This is a genomic window from Nocardia sp. NPDC004340, from assembly GCF_053602575.1.
In genome coordinates this window covers 923565-939954 of the sequence record NZ_JBSGDW010000002.1, presented here as the reverse complement: position 1 = coordinate 939954, position 16390 = coordinate 923565, and the positions used below count along the sequence as shown (strand labels likewise).

Sequence of the window (16390 nt, the reverse complement as noted above, 5' to 3'; positions counted from 1 at the left end):
GGGTCCGGGCCCGCTCTCGGCGCAGGTCGGAGCCGGTTCGGGCCGGGAAGAAACGGCGGGACATCGCGGTACGGGGACGGCGGCTCGCGGACGGTCCAATGGAAGCGTCGGGCAATGCCGGGACGGGGCGGGTCCGAGTGGAACGGAGGATCGGTATGGCGGTATGGGAAAACGAGTGGCTGATCACCTCGGACGTCGCTCACGAGGTGGCGTTCCGGGTGGATGTGCCCGAGCCGGGACGGGGACGGTGGGTGCTCTCGTACCTGCCCATGACGCGGCGACTGACCAGGGCGCAAGCCCTGGCGGGTGTCCGGCTCGCAGAGCTGATCCTGCTCGGGTTTTCCGGGCCCACAGGGGAATTCGACGCGGACGCCGCGAGCCTGCACGCCGCGCTGATCGGGCTCGGCCTCACAGAGGCCATGTGCCTGCTCGCCCTGCGCGACACCGGCGACGGAGGGGAGCCGGAGCCGCGCGAGGAGGACGAAGCACGGGCGCGACGGCCGATCGAGCGATGCCATCCCTGTTCCCCAGGATCCCGCGAGCTGGCCACCGGTGTCCGGAATCGCGCGGGGCGGGAGGCGATCCGATGATCATCCACGTCGGCGGGCTCGGCATGTACGTGCCGTTCCCGCGCCGGATCCATGCCGGGTGGTTCGCCATCGGCTGCGCCGCGGTGCTGGCGTTCGCCGTCACGGTCATGCTCGTGGTGTCGACCAGCTGCGGGACCCGGGTCTCCACCGAGCCCGGCCCGCCGCCCACCCCACCACCCGTGGCGCTCGTCGAGCCGTCGACGGGCTGAGGGGTGTCCGCCGGAAACGCGAGGCCCCGCACCGGATTCGGTGCGGGGCCTCGCGCGTGCCGGGGTGGGGTGGCGGTCAGAACAGGGCCAGGGCGGCGATCAGGCCGGACAGGGCGATGGTCTGCAGGGCGACCCGAGCGTTGAGGATGCTGTCCCACTTGTCCTGCAGCGCACGGGCATCGGAGGGGATGACGCCGGTCTGTGCGGCCGCGGTCTGCGCGGTGTTGATCGGCTTGGCGATGAGGACGTAGCAGGCCAGCCAGGTGAGCAGGGCGGCGAGCGCGAGTCCGGCGGCCACCGCGGCGGCGGCCTGTCCGGCGGCGATCGCGCAGCCGAGGGCGAGGACAGCGGTGACGACGCCGCCGGCGCCGAAGATCGGCATGCGCTTGTCGCCGTAGTAGTGGCCCCAGCCGGCGCTGATCGTGACGGTCGCGTCGTCGAGGTGGTCGCGGTAGACGGACCGGGTAATGAGGGCGACGGACCAGTCGGTTCCGTAGACGACGGCATTGGCGAGGATCGCGAGGGCGACGAGGATCTGGCCGGTCAGGATGAACATCGGGGGCCTCTTTCGGCTGAAATCTAGCGGTGCTAGGAACTGAAGCAACGATAACAAGACTCCGGCTAGATTGTCTAGCGTCGCTAGAAACTTGTTCCCAGTCGACCGAACGGTCTGGAAATCGGACCCCGGTGGCATGCCTCACAACAACCAAGATCACACTGTGCTGTGAAGGTGCTCACATCTGGACGGCCGTCGGCGCGTCATGCACCGGTGGCCCGCATCACCCAAACAGTACGGGCGTTATGCAAAACTGCACGTCAGCGCTACCGGCGAGTAGATTCCACCGCTGCTATTAACAGGCAAATTTTGCAGGCTTAGCAAGATGCCGGTGAAAGCTAGCGGGGATTCACACTTGCAACAGGTAGACGGACATTTTTTCCTGTGCCATCGTGTGGAAGTACACCTCGCGGGCCTAGCAAGTCTGCAAATTGCCGCTCCAGCAGTGGTCGGACTTTCCTCAGAAGTTCGACTCGCGGGGCTTACCGAGACCGAACGAAGAAGTGGAGTCAGAGATGTCGAAGGTCGGCACCCCGAAGACCGCTGCGGAACTCCAGCAGGATTGGGACACCAACCCCCGCTGGAAGGGCGTCACCCGCAACTACACCGCCGAGCAGGTCGTGAAGCTGCAGGGCACCGTCGTCGAGGAGCACACCCTCGCTCGCCGTGGTGCCGAGATCCTCTGGGATCTCGTCAACAACGAGGACTACATCAACTCGCTGGGCGCCCTCACCGGCAACCAGGCCGTGCAGCAGGTTCGCGCCGGCCTGAAGGCCATCTACCTGTCCGGTTGGCAGGTCGCCGGTGACGCCAACCTCTCCGGCCACACCTACCCGGACCAGTCGCTGTACCCGGCCAACTCGGTCCCGGCCGTGGTGCGTCGCATCAACAACGCGCTGCTGCGCGCCGACGAGATCGCCAAGGTCGAGGGTGACACCTCGGTCGCCAACTGGCTGGCCCCGATCGTCGCCGACGCCGAGGCCGGCTTCGGTGGCGCGCTGAACGCCTACGAGCTGCAGAAGGCCATGATCGCCTCCGGCGCGGCCGGCGTGCACTGGGAGGACCAGCTGGCCTCCGAGAAGAAGTGTGGCCACCTGGGCGGCAAGGTGCTGATCCCCACCCAGCAGCACATCCGCACCCTGACCTCCGCGCGTCTGGCCGCCGACGTCGCCGACGTGCCGTCGGTGATCATCGCCCGCACCGACGCCGAGGCCGCCACCCTCATCACCTCCGATGTGGACGAGCGCGACCGCGAGTTCCTGGACGGCACCCGCACCGCCGAGGGCTTCTTCGGCACCAAGAACGGCATCGAGCCCTGCATCGCGCGTGCCAAGGCCTACGCCCCCTACGCCGACCTCATCTGGATGGAGACCGGCGTGCCGGACCTCGAGGTCGCGCGCAAGTTCGCCGAGTCGGTTCGCAGCGAGTTCCCGGACCAGCTGCTGGCCTACAACTGCTCGCCGTCCTTCAACTGGAAGGCGCACCTGGACGACGCCACCATCGCGAAGTTCCAGCGTGAGCTGGGCGCCATGGGCTTCAAGTTCCAGTTCATCACCCTGGCCGGCTTCCACTCGCTGAACTACGGCATGTTCGACCTGGCGCACGGCTACGCTCGCGAGGGCATGACCGCGTTCGTCGACCTGCAGGAGCGCGAGTTCAAGGCCGCCGCCGAGCGTGGCTTCACCGCCGTCAAGCACCAGCGTGAGGTCGGCGCCGGCTACTTCGACACCATCGCCACCACCGTCGACCCCAACACCAGCACCGCTGCGCTGAAGGGCTCGACCGAAGAGGGCCAGTTCCACTGAGCCATCACAGGTTCCGAGAACCTGTGCCCGGGGCGGTAGTCGCATCACAACCTCCGCCGTCCCGGGAACCCGAACCCGCCGGGAGGATCGGCAATTGTCCTCCCGGCGGTGTTCACCCGCCCTTCCCGTCGACAGCCCCGGCGGGGAGGGCATTTTCCTATAGCGTTTTTTGCACCACCGTTTTTCGAAGACCTTAAGAAGGCGCAGGGTCGGTTCGGTACGACGCCTTCATCCACAGCCACGACGGCCAAAGAGCAGGAGCGGGACCGTGAGCACAGAGAAGATTCAGCGCGTCGGCATCATCGGCGCGGGACAGATGGGTGCGGGCATCGCAGAGGTTTGCGCCCGGGCACACGTCGACGTCCTCGTCTTCGAGCAGACCCGCGAACTCGCCGCCGCCGGCCGCGCCCGCATCCTGCGGTCGCTGGACCGCGGGGTGTCCAGCGGCAAGATCACCGAGCGTGAGCGCGAGCAGACCGCCTGGCGGCTGCGCTTCACCAGCGACCTCGGCGACTTCGCCGACCGCCAGCTGGTGGTCGAGGCTGTCGTGGAGAACGAGGACGTGAAGACCGCGATCTTCAGCGAACTCGACAAGGTCGTCACCGACCCCAACGCGGTGCTGGCCTCCAACACCTCCTCCATTCCGATCATGAAGATCGCCGTGGCGACCAACAACCCGGAGCGGGTGGTCGGCATGCACTTCTTCAACCCGGTGCCGGTGCTGCCGCTCGTCGAGCTGGTCACCACCCTCAAGACCACCGAGACCGTCACCAAGCGCGCCGAGCAGTTCGCCGCCGACGTGCTGGGCAAGCAGGTCGTGCGTTCCGCCGACCGCTCCGGTTTCGTGGTCAACGCGCTGCTGGTGCCCTACCTGCTCTCGGCCATCCGGATGGTCGAATCCGGTTTCGCCACCAAGGAAGACGTCGACAAGGCCATGGTGCTGGGCTGTGCCCACCCGATGGGCCCGCTGGCGCTGACCGACCTGGTCGGCCTCGACACCGTGAAGTCCATCGCCGACTCCATGTACTCGGAGTTCAAGGAGCCGCTCTACAGCGCGCCGCCGCTGCTGATGCGCATGGTCGAAGCGGGTCTCCTCGGTAAGAAGGCCGGAGCGGGCTTCTACCAGTACAACCGCGCTTGAGTTCCTGATCCGCGCGGCGCTCGTGAGAGCGCCGCGCGTTCTCTACCCAGGTGCGCGTCGCCGGGCATGTGGCGGCGTCCACCTTCACCGGGCATAAGCTGCAAACAGGTCGATTCCGGCCCGCAGCTCGGAAGGAGTGTCCTTCTCATGGTCAACGTCGCCGACGGATTCGGGTCCAGCATTCTGGGTTACCCGCGGATCGGGCAACACCGCGAACTCAAGCGTGCACTCGAGTCGTATTGGCACGGCACGCTTTCCCGTGACGAACTGCTCGCGGTCGGGCGCGAGATTCAGGAGAGTCAGTATCTGGAGCTGGCTGCCACCGGGTTGACCCAGGTCCCCGGCAACACCTTCTCCTTCTACGACCACGTTCTCGACAACGCGCTGCTGTTCGGCGCGGTCCCGCAGCGGTTCGAGCCCTTCCGGGACGACCTGGACCCGTTGGACTTCTACTTCCTGATGGCTCGCGGCCGGCCCGATCTGCCGCCGCTCGAGCTGGTCAAGCTGCTGAACACGCCGTACCACTACCGGCAGCCGGAACTCGAGACCGACACCGAGTTCTCGCTGCACCCCGAAGCGCTGCTCGACGAGTTCGACCGCGCGAAGGCCGCGGGCATCGAGCTGCGTCCGGTGGTGCTCGGCCCGCTGTCGCTGCTGCTGCTGTCCAAGACCGGACACGTGCCCGGCGAAACCGAATTCGACAAGCTGGTGCTGCTCGACAAGCTGCTACCGGTGTACGAGGAACTGTTCGAGGTGCTCGCCAAGCGCGGCGCCACCTGTGTGCAGCTCGACGAGCCCTGTTTCACCAGCGACCGCTCGCCGTCCACCATGGAGCTGTTCGAGAAGACCTACCAGCGGCTGTCCAAGGCCCCGCTGCGTCCGCGCATGCTGGTCACCGGCTCGTACGGCGATTTCGGTGAGGCCACCGAAATCCTGTGCCGCACGGCGGTCGAGGCCATCGGCTTGGACCTGGCCAGCTACCGGGTCCGGCCCGAGGACCTGGCCGCCATCCCCGGCATCAAGCGCAAGCGGCTCTACGCCGGCGTCATCAGCGGCACCAATGTGTGGCGCGCCGACCGGTACGTGACGCTGGAATACCTCAACGCGCTCGCCCAGGTCTGCCCCGACATGGTGGTGTCCACCGGCGCCTCGCTGCTGCACGTGCCCTACGACGTGCTGCGCGAATACGAGCTGGAGGGCAATGTCGCCGACCGCCTCGCCTTCGCCAAGCAGAAGGTGCTGGAAGTGGTCTCGCTGGCCAAGGCGCTCACCGAGGGCCCCTCGGAGAAGTGGCGCAAGAAGCCGACCTCGGTGCACTTCAAGCAGAAGCACGCGGTGCGCCAGCGCGTCTACGCCGTGACCCCGCAGATGCGGGTGCGCGAACCGTACGAGACGCGAAAGCTGGCGCAGCAGGCCAAACTTCGGCTGCCGCTGGTGCCCGCCACCACGCTGGGCTCGTTCCCGCAGACCCCGACCGCCCGGCAGGCGCGCCACGACCTCGGTCAGGGCCGGCTGTCGTTCGACGAGTACCGCAAGCGCATCGAAGCCGAGATCGAGTCCACCATCCGGTTGCAGGAGGACATCGGCCTGGACGTGCTGGTGCACGGCGAGCACGAGCGCAACGACATGATCCAGTTCTTCGCCGAACAGCTGGACGGCATGGCCACCACCCACTTCGGCTGGGTGCAGGTGTACGGCTCCCGCTGTGTGCGGCCGCCGATCGTGTACGGCGACGTGGCCCGCCCCGAGCCGATGTCGGTGTCGTGGACGGCGTACGCGCAGTCGCTCACCGACAAGCCGGTCAAGGGCATGGTCACCGGTCCGGTCACTATGCTGGCCCGCTCCTTCGTGCGTCAGGACCAGCCGCTCTACGAGACCGCCGACCAGGTGGCGCTGGCCATCCGCGACGAGGTCGTGGACCTGGAGAAGGCGGGCATCGCCATCATCCAGGTGGACGAGCCGTCCATCCGCGAGCTGCTGCCGCTGCGCAAGAAGGGGCAGGCCGAGTACCTGCGCTGGGCGGTCGGCGCGTTCAAGCTGGCCACCTCCGGCATCAAGCCGGAGACCCAGATCCACACGCACATCGGCTATTCCAGCCGCGGCGACGTCGTGGCGGCCATCGAGGAACTCGACGCCGACGTCACCGCCATCGTCGCCACCCGCTCGATCGAATGGGTGCTGGAGGCGTTGAAGGAGGACTGCGCCGAGGGCCGCGGCCTCACCCACGGCGTCGGCCCCGGCGTCTACGAATCGCGGTCCGCGCGGATCCCGGACATCGACGAACTGGACGAGCTGCTCACCGCGGCCGCCGAGGCCGTCAGCCCGGAACGGCTGTGGGCCAACCCGGACGGCGGTCTCAAGACCCGCCACCACTGGCAGCTGGATCCGTCGCTGCGCAATCTGGTGGCCGCCGCCCGCCGGGTCCGCCGCCGCGCGGAAGCGGCCGCGGGCGAAACCGCCTGAGGCCGTAGCGTTCTCACCCCGGAACCCCGGTTCGATCCGCCGATCGGACCGGGGTTCCGCGCGTTCGCTGTCACGAATCGGTCACGACCAGAAGGGCGATCAGATACCGCCGGACCAGCAGGGAAAGTAGGTCCGCGGGCCTCCGGAATTGTCGGTGGGCCTCGCTAGGGTGTGGGCGTGAACCGCACGGACCGGCTCTACGCGATCGTCGAGGAGTTGCGGGCGGTGTCGCCGCGCCTGCGCACCGCACGGGAACTCGCCGCGCGGCACGGGGTGAGCGTGCGCACGGTCGAGCGGGACATCAGCGCGCTCCAGCAGTCGGGGGTGCCCATCTACGCCGATGTGGGGCGGCGGGGCGGGTACGCGCTGGAGAAGAGCATGTCGCTGCCGCCGCTGAACTTCACCGCGGCCGAGGCGGTGGCGCTGGCCGTCGCGGTGGCGCGCGCCGACGGCGGTCCGTTCGCCGACGCGGGGCGCAGCGCGCTGCGCAAGATCCTGGCCGCCATGTCCGCCCAGAACGCCGCCGCCGCAAGGCAATTGGCGTTGCGGGTGCGGCTGCTGGAATCGCCCGAGGCGATCGCGCCCATGCCGGTGCCGCCCGAGGTGGAGCAGGCCGTGGTGGCGCGGCGGGTGCTGCGCATCGAATACCTGGATCGGGCGGGCGTGCTCAGTGAGCGCGAGGTGGAACCGGTGGCCCTGTTGCACGGCGGCCGGGGCTGGTACCTGCTGGGCTGGTGCCTGTTGCGCGACGAACCGCGCAATTTCCGGCTCGACCGGATGAAGGCGATCGAGCTGACCGAGCGGATCGGGCCGGAGCGGTCCATCGAGACGTGCAGCCCCGCCGAGCCGGTGCACGAGATCCGGATGATCTCGCTCGGCTAGGTCCGGAAAACACCGACAAAAGATCGGGAAACACCGACAGGGGGTTGTCGCCGGGCGGCGAGATCGTGGTGGGGAACGAGAAATCCACGACGACCGCACGGGAGACAGCCATGACCACCCCGCCCTTCAACACCGTCGCCTGGTTCCAGGTCGGCAGCGACCAGCCCGACTCGGTGAAGACCTTCTACAACGGCCTGTTCGGCTGGAACTTCGCCCAGGACCCGGACCAGGACAGCGGCTACGACCTCATCACCTACCCGGGCAACGAGATGCCCGCCGGCGGCCTCGCGCACGTCGACGACGCCTCGGCCAACCACGCCATCTTCTACGTGCTGGTCCAGGACGTCGCCGCGACCCTGGCCGCGGCCGAGAAGCAGGGCGGCAAGGTGTTCCTGCAGCCCATGACCGCCAAGAACGGCCTGGTCTTCGCCGAACTGCTCGACACCTCCGGCAACCGCTTCGGCGTCTTCAGCCCGCCGCCCGCGAACTGAGCGGCGCCGGTCCCGCCCGTCGTACGGAGATAGCCTGTCCTGGACGTTGTTTCGAGACAGGAGTGTGGACCGTGGGCATGTTCGATCAGTTGAAGGACGCGGCGGGCAAGGCGGCGGAGCTGGCGGGCCAGCACGCCGACAAGCTGGAGCCATTGATCGACAAGGCCGGCGACGCGCTGGACCAGCAGACCGACGGCAAGTTCGCCGGCGCGGTGGACAAGGTGCAGGACGCCGCCAAGCAGGCCCTGCGCGAGCAGTCGGGCCAGTAGCCGTCGGTGAATCACGTGCGGCGCGGGGTATTTCGCAGCGGCCGGTGCGAAATGCCCCGCGGTGTCACATGGTGGCGGCGTCGATGACGAAGCGGTACCGCACGTCGGAGGCGATCACGCGCTCGTAGGCGTCGTCGATGCGGTCCGCGGGGATGACCTCGATCTCCGCGCCGATGCCGTGCTCGGCGCAGAAGTCCAGCATCTCCTGGGTCTGCGCGATGCCGCCGATCATGGAGCCGGACAGGGAGCGGCGGAAGCCCGACAGCACGGAGGCCCGGATGCTGTAGGGCTGGTCCGGCAGGCCCAGCGCCACCAGGCTGCCGTCCAGGCGCAGCAGCTTGAGGTAGTCCTCGATCGGCAGGTCGGCGGACACGGAGTTGATGATCAGGTCGAAGGCGCCGCGCAGCTGCTTGAAGGTGGCGCGGTCGCCGGTGGCGTAATAGTGGTGCGCGCCGAACCGGCGGCCGTCCTCCTGCTTGGACAGCGAGTGGCTGAGCACGGTCACCTCCGCGCCCATTGCGGCGGCGATCTTCACGCCGATGTGCCCGAGCCCGCCCATGCCGATGATGGCGACCCGCTTGCCGGGCCCGGCGTTCCAATGCCGCAGCGGCGAGAACAGGGTGATGCCCGCGCACAGCAGCGGCGCGGCCACATCCAGCCCGATGCCCTCGGGGATGGACAGCACGAAGTCCTCGGTCACCACGATCTGCGTGGAGTAGCCGCCGAGGGTGCGCCCGCCGGCCTGCTGTTCGGCGGACACGGGGGAGTTGTAGGTCCACACCGCGCCCCGGGTGCAGTACTGCTGCTCCCCGGCCACGCAGGGCTCGCACTCGCCGCACGAGCCGACCAGACAGCCCACGCCGACGCGGTCGCCGACCCGGTGCCGGGTCACCTCGGAGCCGACGGCGGCCACGATTCCGGCGATCTCGTGGCCGGGCACGCACGGGTAGGCGGTCCCGTGCCATTCGTCGCGGGCGGTGTGGATGTCGGAGTGGCAGATGCCCGCGTACTTCACGTCGATCAGCACGTCGTGGGGGCCGAGTTCGCGGCGCTCGATGGCGACCTTCTCGAAGGACCCGTCCGGGGCGTTCACGGCATAGGCGGTAGCGGTGCTCATGCAGTCATGCCTACTCCGGCATGCCCTGGAGCTCAAACCATCCGTCCGTTTTCCCACCCCGGCGCGCCGCGCCGACGGCCCCGCAATCGGTCGGCATGCTGGCGGAATGGCGATTCTGCTGGCCCTGTTGTCGATGTGCTCGACCCTGGTGGGCGGGCTGCTGGCGGTGCGCATCGGCGAGCGCAAGCGCCTGGTGCTGGGGCTGGCCGCGGGCGTCATGCTCGGTGTGGTGGCGTTCGACCTGATGCCCGAGGCGCTGGAGCTCGACGACAGCGAGGTGCTGGGGGTGCCGGTGCCGCTGCTGGCCGCGGTGGTCGGCTTCTTCACCGTGCACGTGATCGAGCGGTCCATGGCGATCCACACCGGCTACGAGGACGAATTCGTCGCTCACCAGCACAATCACGACTTCAGTTCGCTGGGGCTGATGGCCGCGGGCGGGCTGGTCTTCCACAGCACGCTCGACGGTCTGAGCATCGGCTTCGGTTTCCAGGCGGGCGCGGCGACCGGTGTGGCGGTGGCGATCGCGGTCATCTGCCACGACTTCGCGGACGGATTCAACACTTTCACGCTGACCACGCTGTACGGCAATGCCCGCAAGCGCGGCCTGATCATGCTCGGGCTGGACGCGGCCGCGCCGGTGATCGGCGCCGTGATCGGCACGGTGGTCCGCGTCCCATCCGGACTGGTCGGACTGTTCTTGGGTTATTTCGCGGGCTTCCTGCTGTACCTCGCCACGGCCGATATCCTGCCCGAGGCACACGCGGGCAAACCGGCTCGGGGACCGCTGGTGTGCACCCTGGCCGGGGTGTTGTTCATGCTGGGCGTCGCGGCACTCAGCCACTGAATGCGCAACGGGCCGGGGAAATGCTGGTACACCGGTAGAGAGACACTTGCTCGAGCCGGCGGGCGAACCGCAATCGGGAGGGTCCGTGGACAGCGACAGACGCGGTGGCGGCGGCCGGGTGCTCGCGCTGATCGTGGTGGTCGTACTCGGCATCACCGGATTCCTCGGCTACCGCGGCGAACTGCCCCGCTGGCCCTTCGGCGACCAGATCGCCACCGCCGGACTGACCGGCCCGCCGCTGCCTCCGCTGGACGTCACCCTGGTCTCGCGCGTCGCGGAACCGGCGCTGGTCAACATCACCGCGGGCATCCGCCCCTACGGCATGGGCGCGGCCGGATCCGGCATCGTGCTCAGCGCCGAGGGGGAGGTGCTCACCAGCCATCACGTCATCAAAGGCGCTGACACCGTGACGGTTTCGGATGTCGGCACCGGCGCCGTCTACACCGCCGTCGTGGCCGGATACGACGCCATGGCCGATATCGCCCTGCTGGATCTGCAGGGCGCGGGCGGGCTCCCGGTCGCCCGGATCGGCAGTTCCGCCCCGCTGCACGTGGGCGACGACGTGCTGGCCATCGGCAATGCGGGCGGCACCGGATCGCCGACCGCGGTGGGCGGGCCCATCACCAATCTGGATTCGTCCATCGTGGCGCGCAATTCGGCCGACCTCACGCGGAAGTCGTTGCGCGGCATGATCGAGGTCGCGGCCGCGGTCGCCGCCGGGCAGTCCGGCGGCGCGCTGGTGGACCGCTACGGCTCGGTGATCGGGGTCGTCACCGCCGCCTCCGGCGAGGCGGCGAAGGCGGTGGGCAAGGGGCCCAACGGGTACGCGGTGCCCATCGACACCGCCATGGGCGTGGTCCGCCAGATCCATTCCGGCACACCGACCGACACCGTGCACATCGGCCCCACCGCCACCCTCGGCATCCTCACCTCCGACGCGCAGCCGTCCCCGCAGTCGGGGGCGCCGGCGGGCGCGCGCATCGACGTCGCCATCTACGGACAGCCCGCCTACGAGGCCGGGCTCGCCGACGGCGAGGTCATCACCGCCGTCGACGATCGCCCCATCACGGGCTCACAAATGCTGAAAGCCGCACTCAACGCCCATAAACCGGACGATGTGGTGCGGCTCGAGATCAGCGAACCGGGCGGGGCGCGCCGGACGGTGAATGTGACCCTCACCGTCGGCCCGCCGAACTAGCCCCGGCCGATCAGAACTTGCTGTTCCAGTACGACTGGAACTGGACGTACACGATCAGGATGACCACCGCGTAGAACACGGCGACCAGCGTCCATCGCCACTCCGCGACGATCTGTGCCACTCCGCGCCCGCGCCCGAACATCAGGCCCGTCACGATGGCGAGCATGGCCGGGGTTACGACCCAGACCACCATGCACCACGGGCACAGCGCGTGGATCCGGAAGGTCGCGTCCCAGACCAGCCAGCCGATCGCGGCCACACCGAGCAGCAGGCCCAGCCACAGACCTCCGACGAACCAGCGCGGCAAGGAGATTCCGCATACCAGCAGTACGCCGATGGTGACGGCCACCGAGAAGCCCACGACACCGATGATCGGATTCGGGAATCCGAACAGCGACGCCGTCTTGTCCGCCATCACCGTGGTGCACGACAGCGTCGAGTCGATCGTGCACGACGGCCGGTAGCCGGGTTCGGTGAGCGACTTGAACTTCTCGACCAGCAACGTGACCGAGGCCCCCCAGCCGATCAGCGCGGCCAGCAGCAGCGGCCACGCCGATCGGGGTCCCGCGGAGATCATCACTTGCTCGCGTTCTCGATCACCGAGGTCATGCCGCCGGAGGACATGAGGGCCTGGGAGTCGGACACCTGGGTGCCGTTCACGTACACCGTCGGGGTGGACTTCACACCGGTGGCGAAGACCTTGTCGGTCTGCTGCTTCACCCAGGTGGTGTACTTGCCGTCCTTGATGGCCTGGGCCACAGCCGGATCGGTGTACCCGGAGTCCTTGGCGATCTTGATGAGCTGGTCGTCGCTCATGCCGTTGCCGCCCTCCTTGGGCTGGTGCTCGTACATGGCGGACAGCCAGGCCTGGAACTTCGACGGGTCGGCCTCGTACATCACGTACGCGGCCGCGGCCCCGCGGGTGGAGAACTGATTGCCGTTGGAGGCGCGGTCGAGGAAGGTGATGATGTTGTAGTCCACCACCGCCTGGCCGCCCTGGACGGCCTTGACCAGCGCGTCGGCATTGGCCTTCTCGAACATGTTGCAGGCGGGGCACTGCACGTCGGCGACCACGCGCACGGACACCTTCTGCTTGCCCGCGGGCGCGGGGGCGGCGGCGTTGTCGATCCGGATCGCGCCCTCGGGGGTGAGGTTCGGCGGCACCAGCGCGGCCTGCTCGGCATTCCAGTGGAACGTGTTCGAGCTCTCGGCGGCCTTGTCGTCGTTGTGCTTGCGCGTCGCCAAGGTGATGCCGATGCCGGCGATCAGGCCGAGCAGGACGACGGCCACCGCCACTTGAATGAGGATCCTGCGGTTGCGGTCGGCCTTGGCCGCCTGCGCCAGCGGGTTCCGACCCGGTTTGTTGCTCACCTCTGCGCTCACCACACCTTCCGTAGTCACGACATGTGCGGGCCCATCTTCACCCGCGAACCTGAGAGAAACCAGCAAGCGGGCGTGTGGGGGACAGGGATCACGCCCGCGCGAGGCGCTTCTTCTGCTCGTCGATATCGAACCCGGCCGGCGGCCAGTCCAGTTTCAGGCCCTGCAGGGCGTCGATCAGCAGTTCCGTGACGGCCAGCCGGGCGTACCACTTGGAGTCGCAGGGCAGCACGTACCAGGGGGCGTAGTCGGTGTTGGTGCGATCCAGGACCGCCTGGTACGCCTCTTGGTACTGCGGCCAGTAGCCGCGCTCGTCGATGTCGGCGGGATTGAACTTCCAGTACTTGTCGGGGCGTTCCAGCCGCTGCATGAGCCGCTTCTTCTGCTCGTCGAGGGAGACGAACATGGCGACCTTCACCACGGTGGTGCCGTCGTCGACGAGTTTGCGCTCGAACTTGTTGATCTCGTCGTAGCGCTTGCCCCACACGTCCGGCGGGACCAGCTCGTGCACCCGCACCACCAGCACGTCCTCGTAGTGCGAGCGGTCGAACACGCCGAGCTGCCCGCCGCGCGGCAGCTGCTTGCGGATCCGCCACAGATAGTGGTGTTTGCGCTCCTCGGCGGTCGGCACCCCGAAGGCCGCGTGATCCACGCCCTGCGGGTCGACCGAGCCGATCACGTGCCGGACGATGCCGCCCTTGCCCGCGGTGTCCATGCCCTGCAGCACCAGCAGCACACTGCGGGTGTCGCCGGAGCGGCCGTTGGCGTAGAGCTTCTCCTGCAGATCCGACAGCACCGAGCGGCGCTCCTCGAGCAGGGCCTCACCGGCACGCTTGTCGCCCTTGAAGCCCGGAGTCGTGGACGGATTCAGGTCCGCGACCGAGATGCCGTCGGCGCGTAGCGCCTTGGTGACCGGTTTGGACCAGGATGTCGCCTTCGCCATTCGTCATGCGTAGCACGCGGCGTGGTTTCCCGCAGGCAACCGCGCCGAATCACACCCGGGCCAGGTGCACCAGCTGGGCGGCCAGTTCCTCGTCGGTGACCGGGGTCAGCGTGAGATCGGCGGCCGTGGTGAGCAGGTAGCGGCCGTCGCCGGAGAAGTCGAGCCAGGTGCGATGCCGGGTCGGCGGCGAGAGCGGATTCGCCGGTTCCACCGAGACGGTGATGAAGCCGCGCCCGTCCACGGGCTCGCGCAGTTTGCGGCGGAAGCGATCCGCTTCCTCCCCGGCTCCGGCGGCGTCGGGATACAGCACGGCCTGCTGGGGTTCGCGCAGCGTGTCCAGCCGTCCGGGCGGCGCGGATCCGATGATCTCCACCAGCTCCCGTCCCAGATGCTCGGCGGGACACAGGGATACGGTCACCGCGTCCGGCATCGAGACCAGGATCCCGGCCCGCTGCTGGCCCACCGCCGCGAAGGCGAGAATGCGCCGGGCGCCGGGCCGGGCCGTGCGTTCGCCGTAGAGGGTGACGGTCGTGGTGTCGGTGCGGGCGCACAGCGCCAGGGCGGCGGCCAGGTCCGGATCGGTGCGGCGCAGGTGGCGCGGCATCGGCGCGCCCAGCGCCAGCGGGCCGAATCGCGATGCGCCGCCGGGGTTCTCGGTGGCCGGGGGGCTCGTGTCGAGCGGGTAGGGACGGCGTTCCAGATCGGTTTCGCGGGTCCAGATGATCGCGAACTCGTCCGGGGTCAGGATCCATTTCACGTGGCCGACCCCCCTTTCTCGGTAACCACCTCCGTCCCGCCCGCGACCCTACCGGAGAGATTCTGCGGGTGCTGGTCGTCGCGCTCGACCGCAGTTCGTGACCTGTCGCATTCGGGCGGAGGATTTCTATCGGACCGGCGGTCCCGCGAACGGCAGCACGACCGTGCAGGACACCGGCCGGGCGTGTCCGGGATCGAGGGCATTGAGCACCACCCGCACCGCCACCGGATCGGCGGGCAGTTCGAAGTGCTCGGTGTAGTCGGTCGCGCACAGGTCCTGCAGCACCACATTGTCGACGTTCGGACCGTCGAGCAGGCCGGTGGTCCAGGGGGTGGCGATCTCGTCGTAGCGGGACACCACCGTGGTGAACCGGATCGCGGGGGCGATGGCCGGGTCCGGGTTCAGGTCCACCGCGATTCGCGAACCGGGCGACAGCTGGCAGGGACCGCACTGCGCCGCCAATTCCATTCCGGGTGCGGTGGATTCGAGCAGCGGTTGCAGGCTCGCCAGACCGCTCACCGTCGAGCCGTGCAGCGGCGCGGCCAGCGCCACGTAGTGGTCGATCTTCGGAGCCGCGCCGAGGTGGTTCAGGGCGAAGAAGGGGACCGCGCCGCCCATCGAATGGCCGACGAGATCGACCTTGTCCGAACCGGTTTCGGCGCGCACCCGGTCGATGAAGTCGGAGATCTGCCGGGCGCTGGTCTCGACCGGCGTCACCGCGCCCATGATCGGTCCGAGCGCGCCCGTGCCGTAGGTCGTGGTGAAGACGCAGTATCCGGCGTTGACGAGCACCGGCGACAGGGTGTTCCAGCCGACGGTCTCATTGCCCAGCCCGTGCAGCAGGACGACCGGATTCGGGTGCGCCGCGGTCGGTGTGCAGGACCAGTCGTTCGCGCCCGGCGGCGGCTGCCCCGGCGCGGTGAGCTCGGCGGCCAGCCCGCCGAAATAGCTGTACGACGGATCGGGCTGGTCGGCGGTGGCCGGGCCGGTGAGGGCGCCGGCGCACAGGCTCGCGGTGAACAAGGCGGCGAGGGTGAGACGGCCGGTGGCCGATCGCGACATGGATGCTCCCGGTGTTCGTGGCGGTCGTACGCCCGGCGCCCCCAGCGCGCCGGGCATGACCGACCGGTCGGTCATAGGCTAGCTCGCGATGTACCCTCGGGGAAAGCCTCGGCCCAGGAAAGGATTTCGGCCATGCCACGACCGGCGGAACCCGGCCGCAACGCCCTGCTCGACGCGGGGGCCGACGTGGCCGCCCGCACGGGCCTGGCCGGACTGTCCGTGAACGCCGTCGTGCAGGCGGCGGGGATGGCGAAAGGCACCTTCTACCACCACTTCCCGGATCGCCGCAGCTACGTGGTGGCCCTGCACCGGCGCTATCACGACGAGCTGACCACCTTGGTCCTCGCCGCCATCGGCGAGCTCGAGCCGGGCCCGGCCCGCCTCCACACCGGCCTCGCCGCGTACCTCGACGCCTGCCTCGCGACTCGCGGCACGAAGGCCTTCCTGGCCCAATCCCGCACCGACGCGGACCTGCTCGACGAGGTGACGGCCCGCAATCAGCTCGTGGCCGCCATGATCGCCCCCGATATCGAAACGCTGGGCTGGGGGAATCCTCCCGCCGTGGCACATCTGGTGATCGCCATGGTCGCCGAGATCGCGCTGGCCGAACTGTATTCCGGCGCGGCCCGCCCCGACCTCCGCGTCGCGCTCACCGCGTTGATCGACCGCACCGCGGGCTGACC

At 68.8% G+C, this 16390-nt stretch carries 18 protein-coding genes; 11 read left to right on the top strand and 7 right to left on the bottom strand.

Features of this window, described 5'->3' with window-relative positions:
• The first annotated feature begins 155 nt into the window (after positions 1-155).
• Both ACWEOI_RS11745 and ACWEOI_RS11740 read left to right on the top strand, forming a co-directional pair.
• Positions 156-590, top strand: coding sequence for a hypothetical protein (locus tag ACWEOI_RS11745; RefSeq protein WP_452359541.1), 435 nt, complete (start codon positions 156-158; stop codon positions 588-590).
• A complete protein-coding gene (locus tag ACWEOI_RS11740) occupies positions 587-799 on the top strand; it encodes a hypothetical protein (RefSeq protein WP_452359540.1) in 213 nt (70 codons plus the stop codon). Before ACWEOI_RS11745 ends, ACWEOI_RS11740 begins: the two co-directional genes overlap by 4 nt.
• Positions 800-875: 76 nt before the next feature.
• Here the strand turns inward: ACWEOI_RS11740 and ACWEOI_RS11735 are convergent, their stop codons facing one another.
• The gene (locus ACWEOI_RS11735; RefSeq protein ID WP_452359539.1) at positions 876-1355 is read right to left on the bottom strand and encodes a DUF1772 domain-containing protein; all 480 of its coding nucleotides are present in this window, start codon (positions 1353-1355) and stop codon (positions 876-878) included.
• Between the two features lie 515 nt (positions 1356-1870).
• On the opposite strand from ACWEOI_RS11735, the gene aceA reads away from it, so the two are divergent.
• From aceA to ACWEOI_RS11705, 6 genes are all read left to right on the top strand, one after another.
• Entirely contained in the window at positions 1871-3160 is a 1290-nt protein-coding gene (gene aceA / locus ACWEOI_RS11730; protein ID WP_433668875.1) for an isocitrate lyase, read from the top strand.
• Between the two features lie 268 nt (positions 3161-3428).
• A complete protein-coding gene (locus ACWEOI_RS11725; protein ID WP_433668873.1) occupies positions 3429-4301 on the top strand; it encodes a 3-hydroxybutyryl-CoA dehydrogenase in 873 nt (290 codons plus the stop codon).
• 147 nt (positions 4302-4448) lie between these two features.
• Positions 4449-6764: a 5-methyltetrahydropteroyltriglutamate--homocysteine S-methyltransferase gene (gene metE, locus ACWEOI_RS11720; protein ID WP_452359538.1), complete on the top strand. Its 2316-nt coding sequence runs from the start codon at positions 4449-4451 to the stop codon at positions 6762-6764.
• Positions 6765-6941: 177 nt separating this feature from the next.
• A complete protein-coding gene (locus ACWEOI_RS11715; protein ID WP_433668869.1) occupies positions 6942-7646 on the top strand; it encodes a WYL domain-containing protein in 705 nt (234 codons plus the stop codon).
• A 110-nt stretch (positions 7647-7756) separates the two neighbouring features.
• Positions 7757-8137: a VOC family protein gene (locus ACWEOI_RS11710; protein WP_357281949.1), complete on the top strand. Its 381-nt coding sequence runs from the start codon at positions 7757-7759 to the stop codon at positions 8135-8137.
• 77 nt (positions 8138-8214) lie between these two features.
• Positions 8215-8406, top strand: a complete 192-nt coding sequence (locus ACWEOI_RS11705) for an antitoxin (protein WP_357281948.1) — start codon at positions 8215-8217, stop codon at positions 8404-8406.
• Positions 8407-8470: 64 nt separating this feature from the next.
• Here ACWEOI_RS11705 and ACWEOI_RS11700 read toward each other — a convergent pair whose 3' ends face one another.
• Positions 8471-9523 (bottom strand): NAD(P)-dependent alcohol dehydrogenase, encoded by a 1053-nt coding sequence (locus ACWEOI_RS11700; protein ID WP_452359537.1) that lies wholly within the window; start codon positions 9521-9523, stop codon positions 8471-8473.
• A gap of 106 nt (positions 9524-9629) precedes the next feature.
• Here ACWEOI_RS11700 and ACWEOI_RS11695 point away from each other — a divergent pair, with 106 nt between their 5' ends.
• Positions 9630-10367, top strand: a complete 738-nt coding sequence (locus tag ACWEOI_RS11695) for a ZIP family metal transporter (protein ID WP_452359536.1) — start codon at positions 9630-9632, stop codon at positions 10365-10367.
• Positions 10368-10452: 85 nt separating this feature from the next.
• Positions 10453-11565, top strand: a complete 1113-nt coding sequence (locus ACWEOI_RS11690; RefSeq protein WP_452359535.1) for a S1C family serine protease — start codon at positions 10453-10455, stop codon at positions 11563-11565.
• 10 nt (positions 11566-11575) lie between these two features.
• On the opposite strand, the gene ACWEOI_RS11685 is transcribed toward ACWEOI_RS11690, so the two are convergent.
• The 5 genes from ACWEOI_RS11685 to ACWEOI_RS11665 all read right to left on the bottom strand — a co-directional run bounded on the left by ACWEOI_RS11685 (position 11576) and on the right by ACWEOI_RS11665 (position 15707).
• A complete protein-coding gene (locus ACWEOI_RS11685; protein WP_452359534.1) occupies positions 11576-12142 on the bottom strand; it encodes a vitamin K epoxide reductase family protein in 567 nt (188 codons plus the stop codon).
• Entirely contained in the window at positions 12142-12948 is an 807-nt protein-coding gene (locus ACWEOI_RS11680) for a DsbA family protein (protein WP_452359533.1), read from the bottom strand. The genes ACWEOI_RS11685 and ACWEOI_RS11680 overlap by 1 nt, the downstream gene beginning before the upstream one ends.
• An 88-nt stretch (positions 12949-13036) precedes the next feature.
• The gene (locus ACWEOI_RS11675) at positions 13037-13888 is read right to left on the bottom strand and encodes a PPK2 family polyphosphate kinase (protein ID WP_433668860.1); all 852 of its coding nucleotides are present in this window, start codon (positions 13886-13888) and stop codon (positions 13037-13039) included.
• 49 nt (positions 13889-13937) lie between these two features.
• Complete coding sequence (locus ACWEOI_RS11670; protein WP_452359532.1) at positions 13938-14645, bottom strand: ESX secretion-associated protein EspG; 708 nt, start codon at positions 14643-14645, stop codon at positions 13938-13940.
• 126 nt (positions 14646-14771) lie between these two features.
• Positions 14772-15707: an esterase/lipase family protein gene (locus ACWEOI_RS11665; RefSeq protein ID WP_452359531.1), complete on the bottom strand. Its 936-nt coding sequence runs from the start codon at positions 15705-15707 to the stop codon at positions 14772-14774.
• Between the two features lie 132 nt (positions 15708-15839).
• Here ACWEOI_RS11665 and ACWEOI_RS11660 point away from each other — a divergent pair, with 132 nt between their 5' ends.
• Positions 15840-16388, top strand: coding sequence for a TetR/AcrR family transcriptional regulator (locus tag ACWEOI_RS11660; RefSeq protein WP_452359530.1), 549 nt, complete (start codon positions 15840-15842; stop codon positions 16386-16388).
• Positions 16389-16390: the final 2 nt, after the last annotated feature.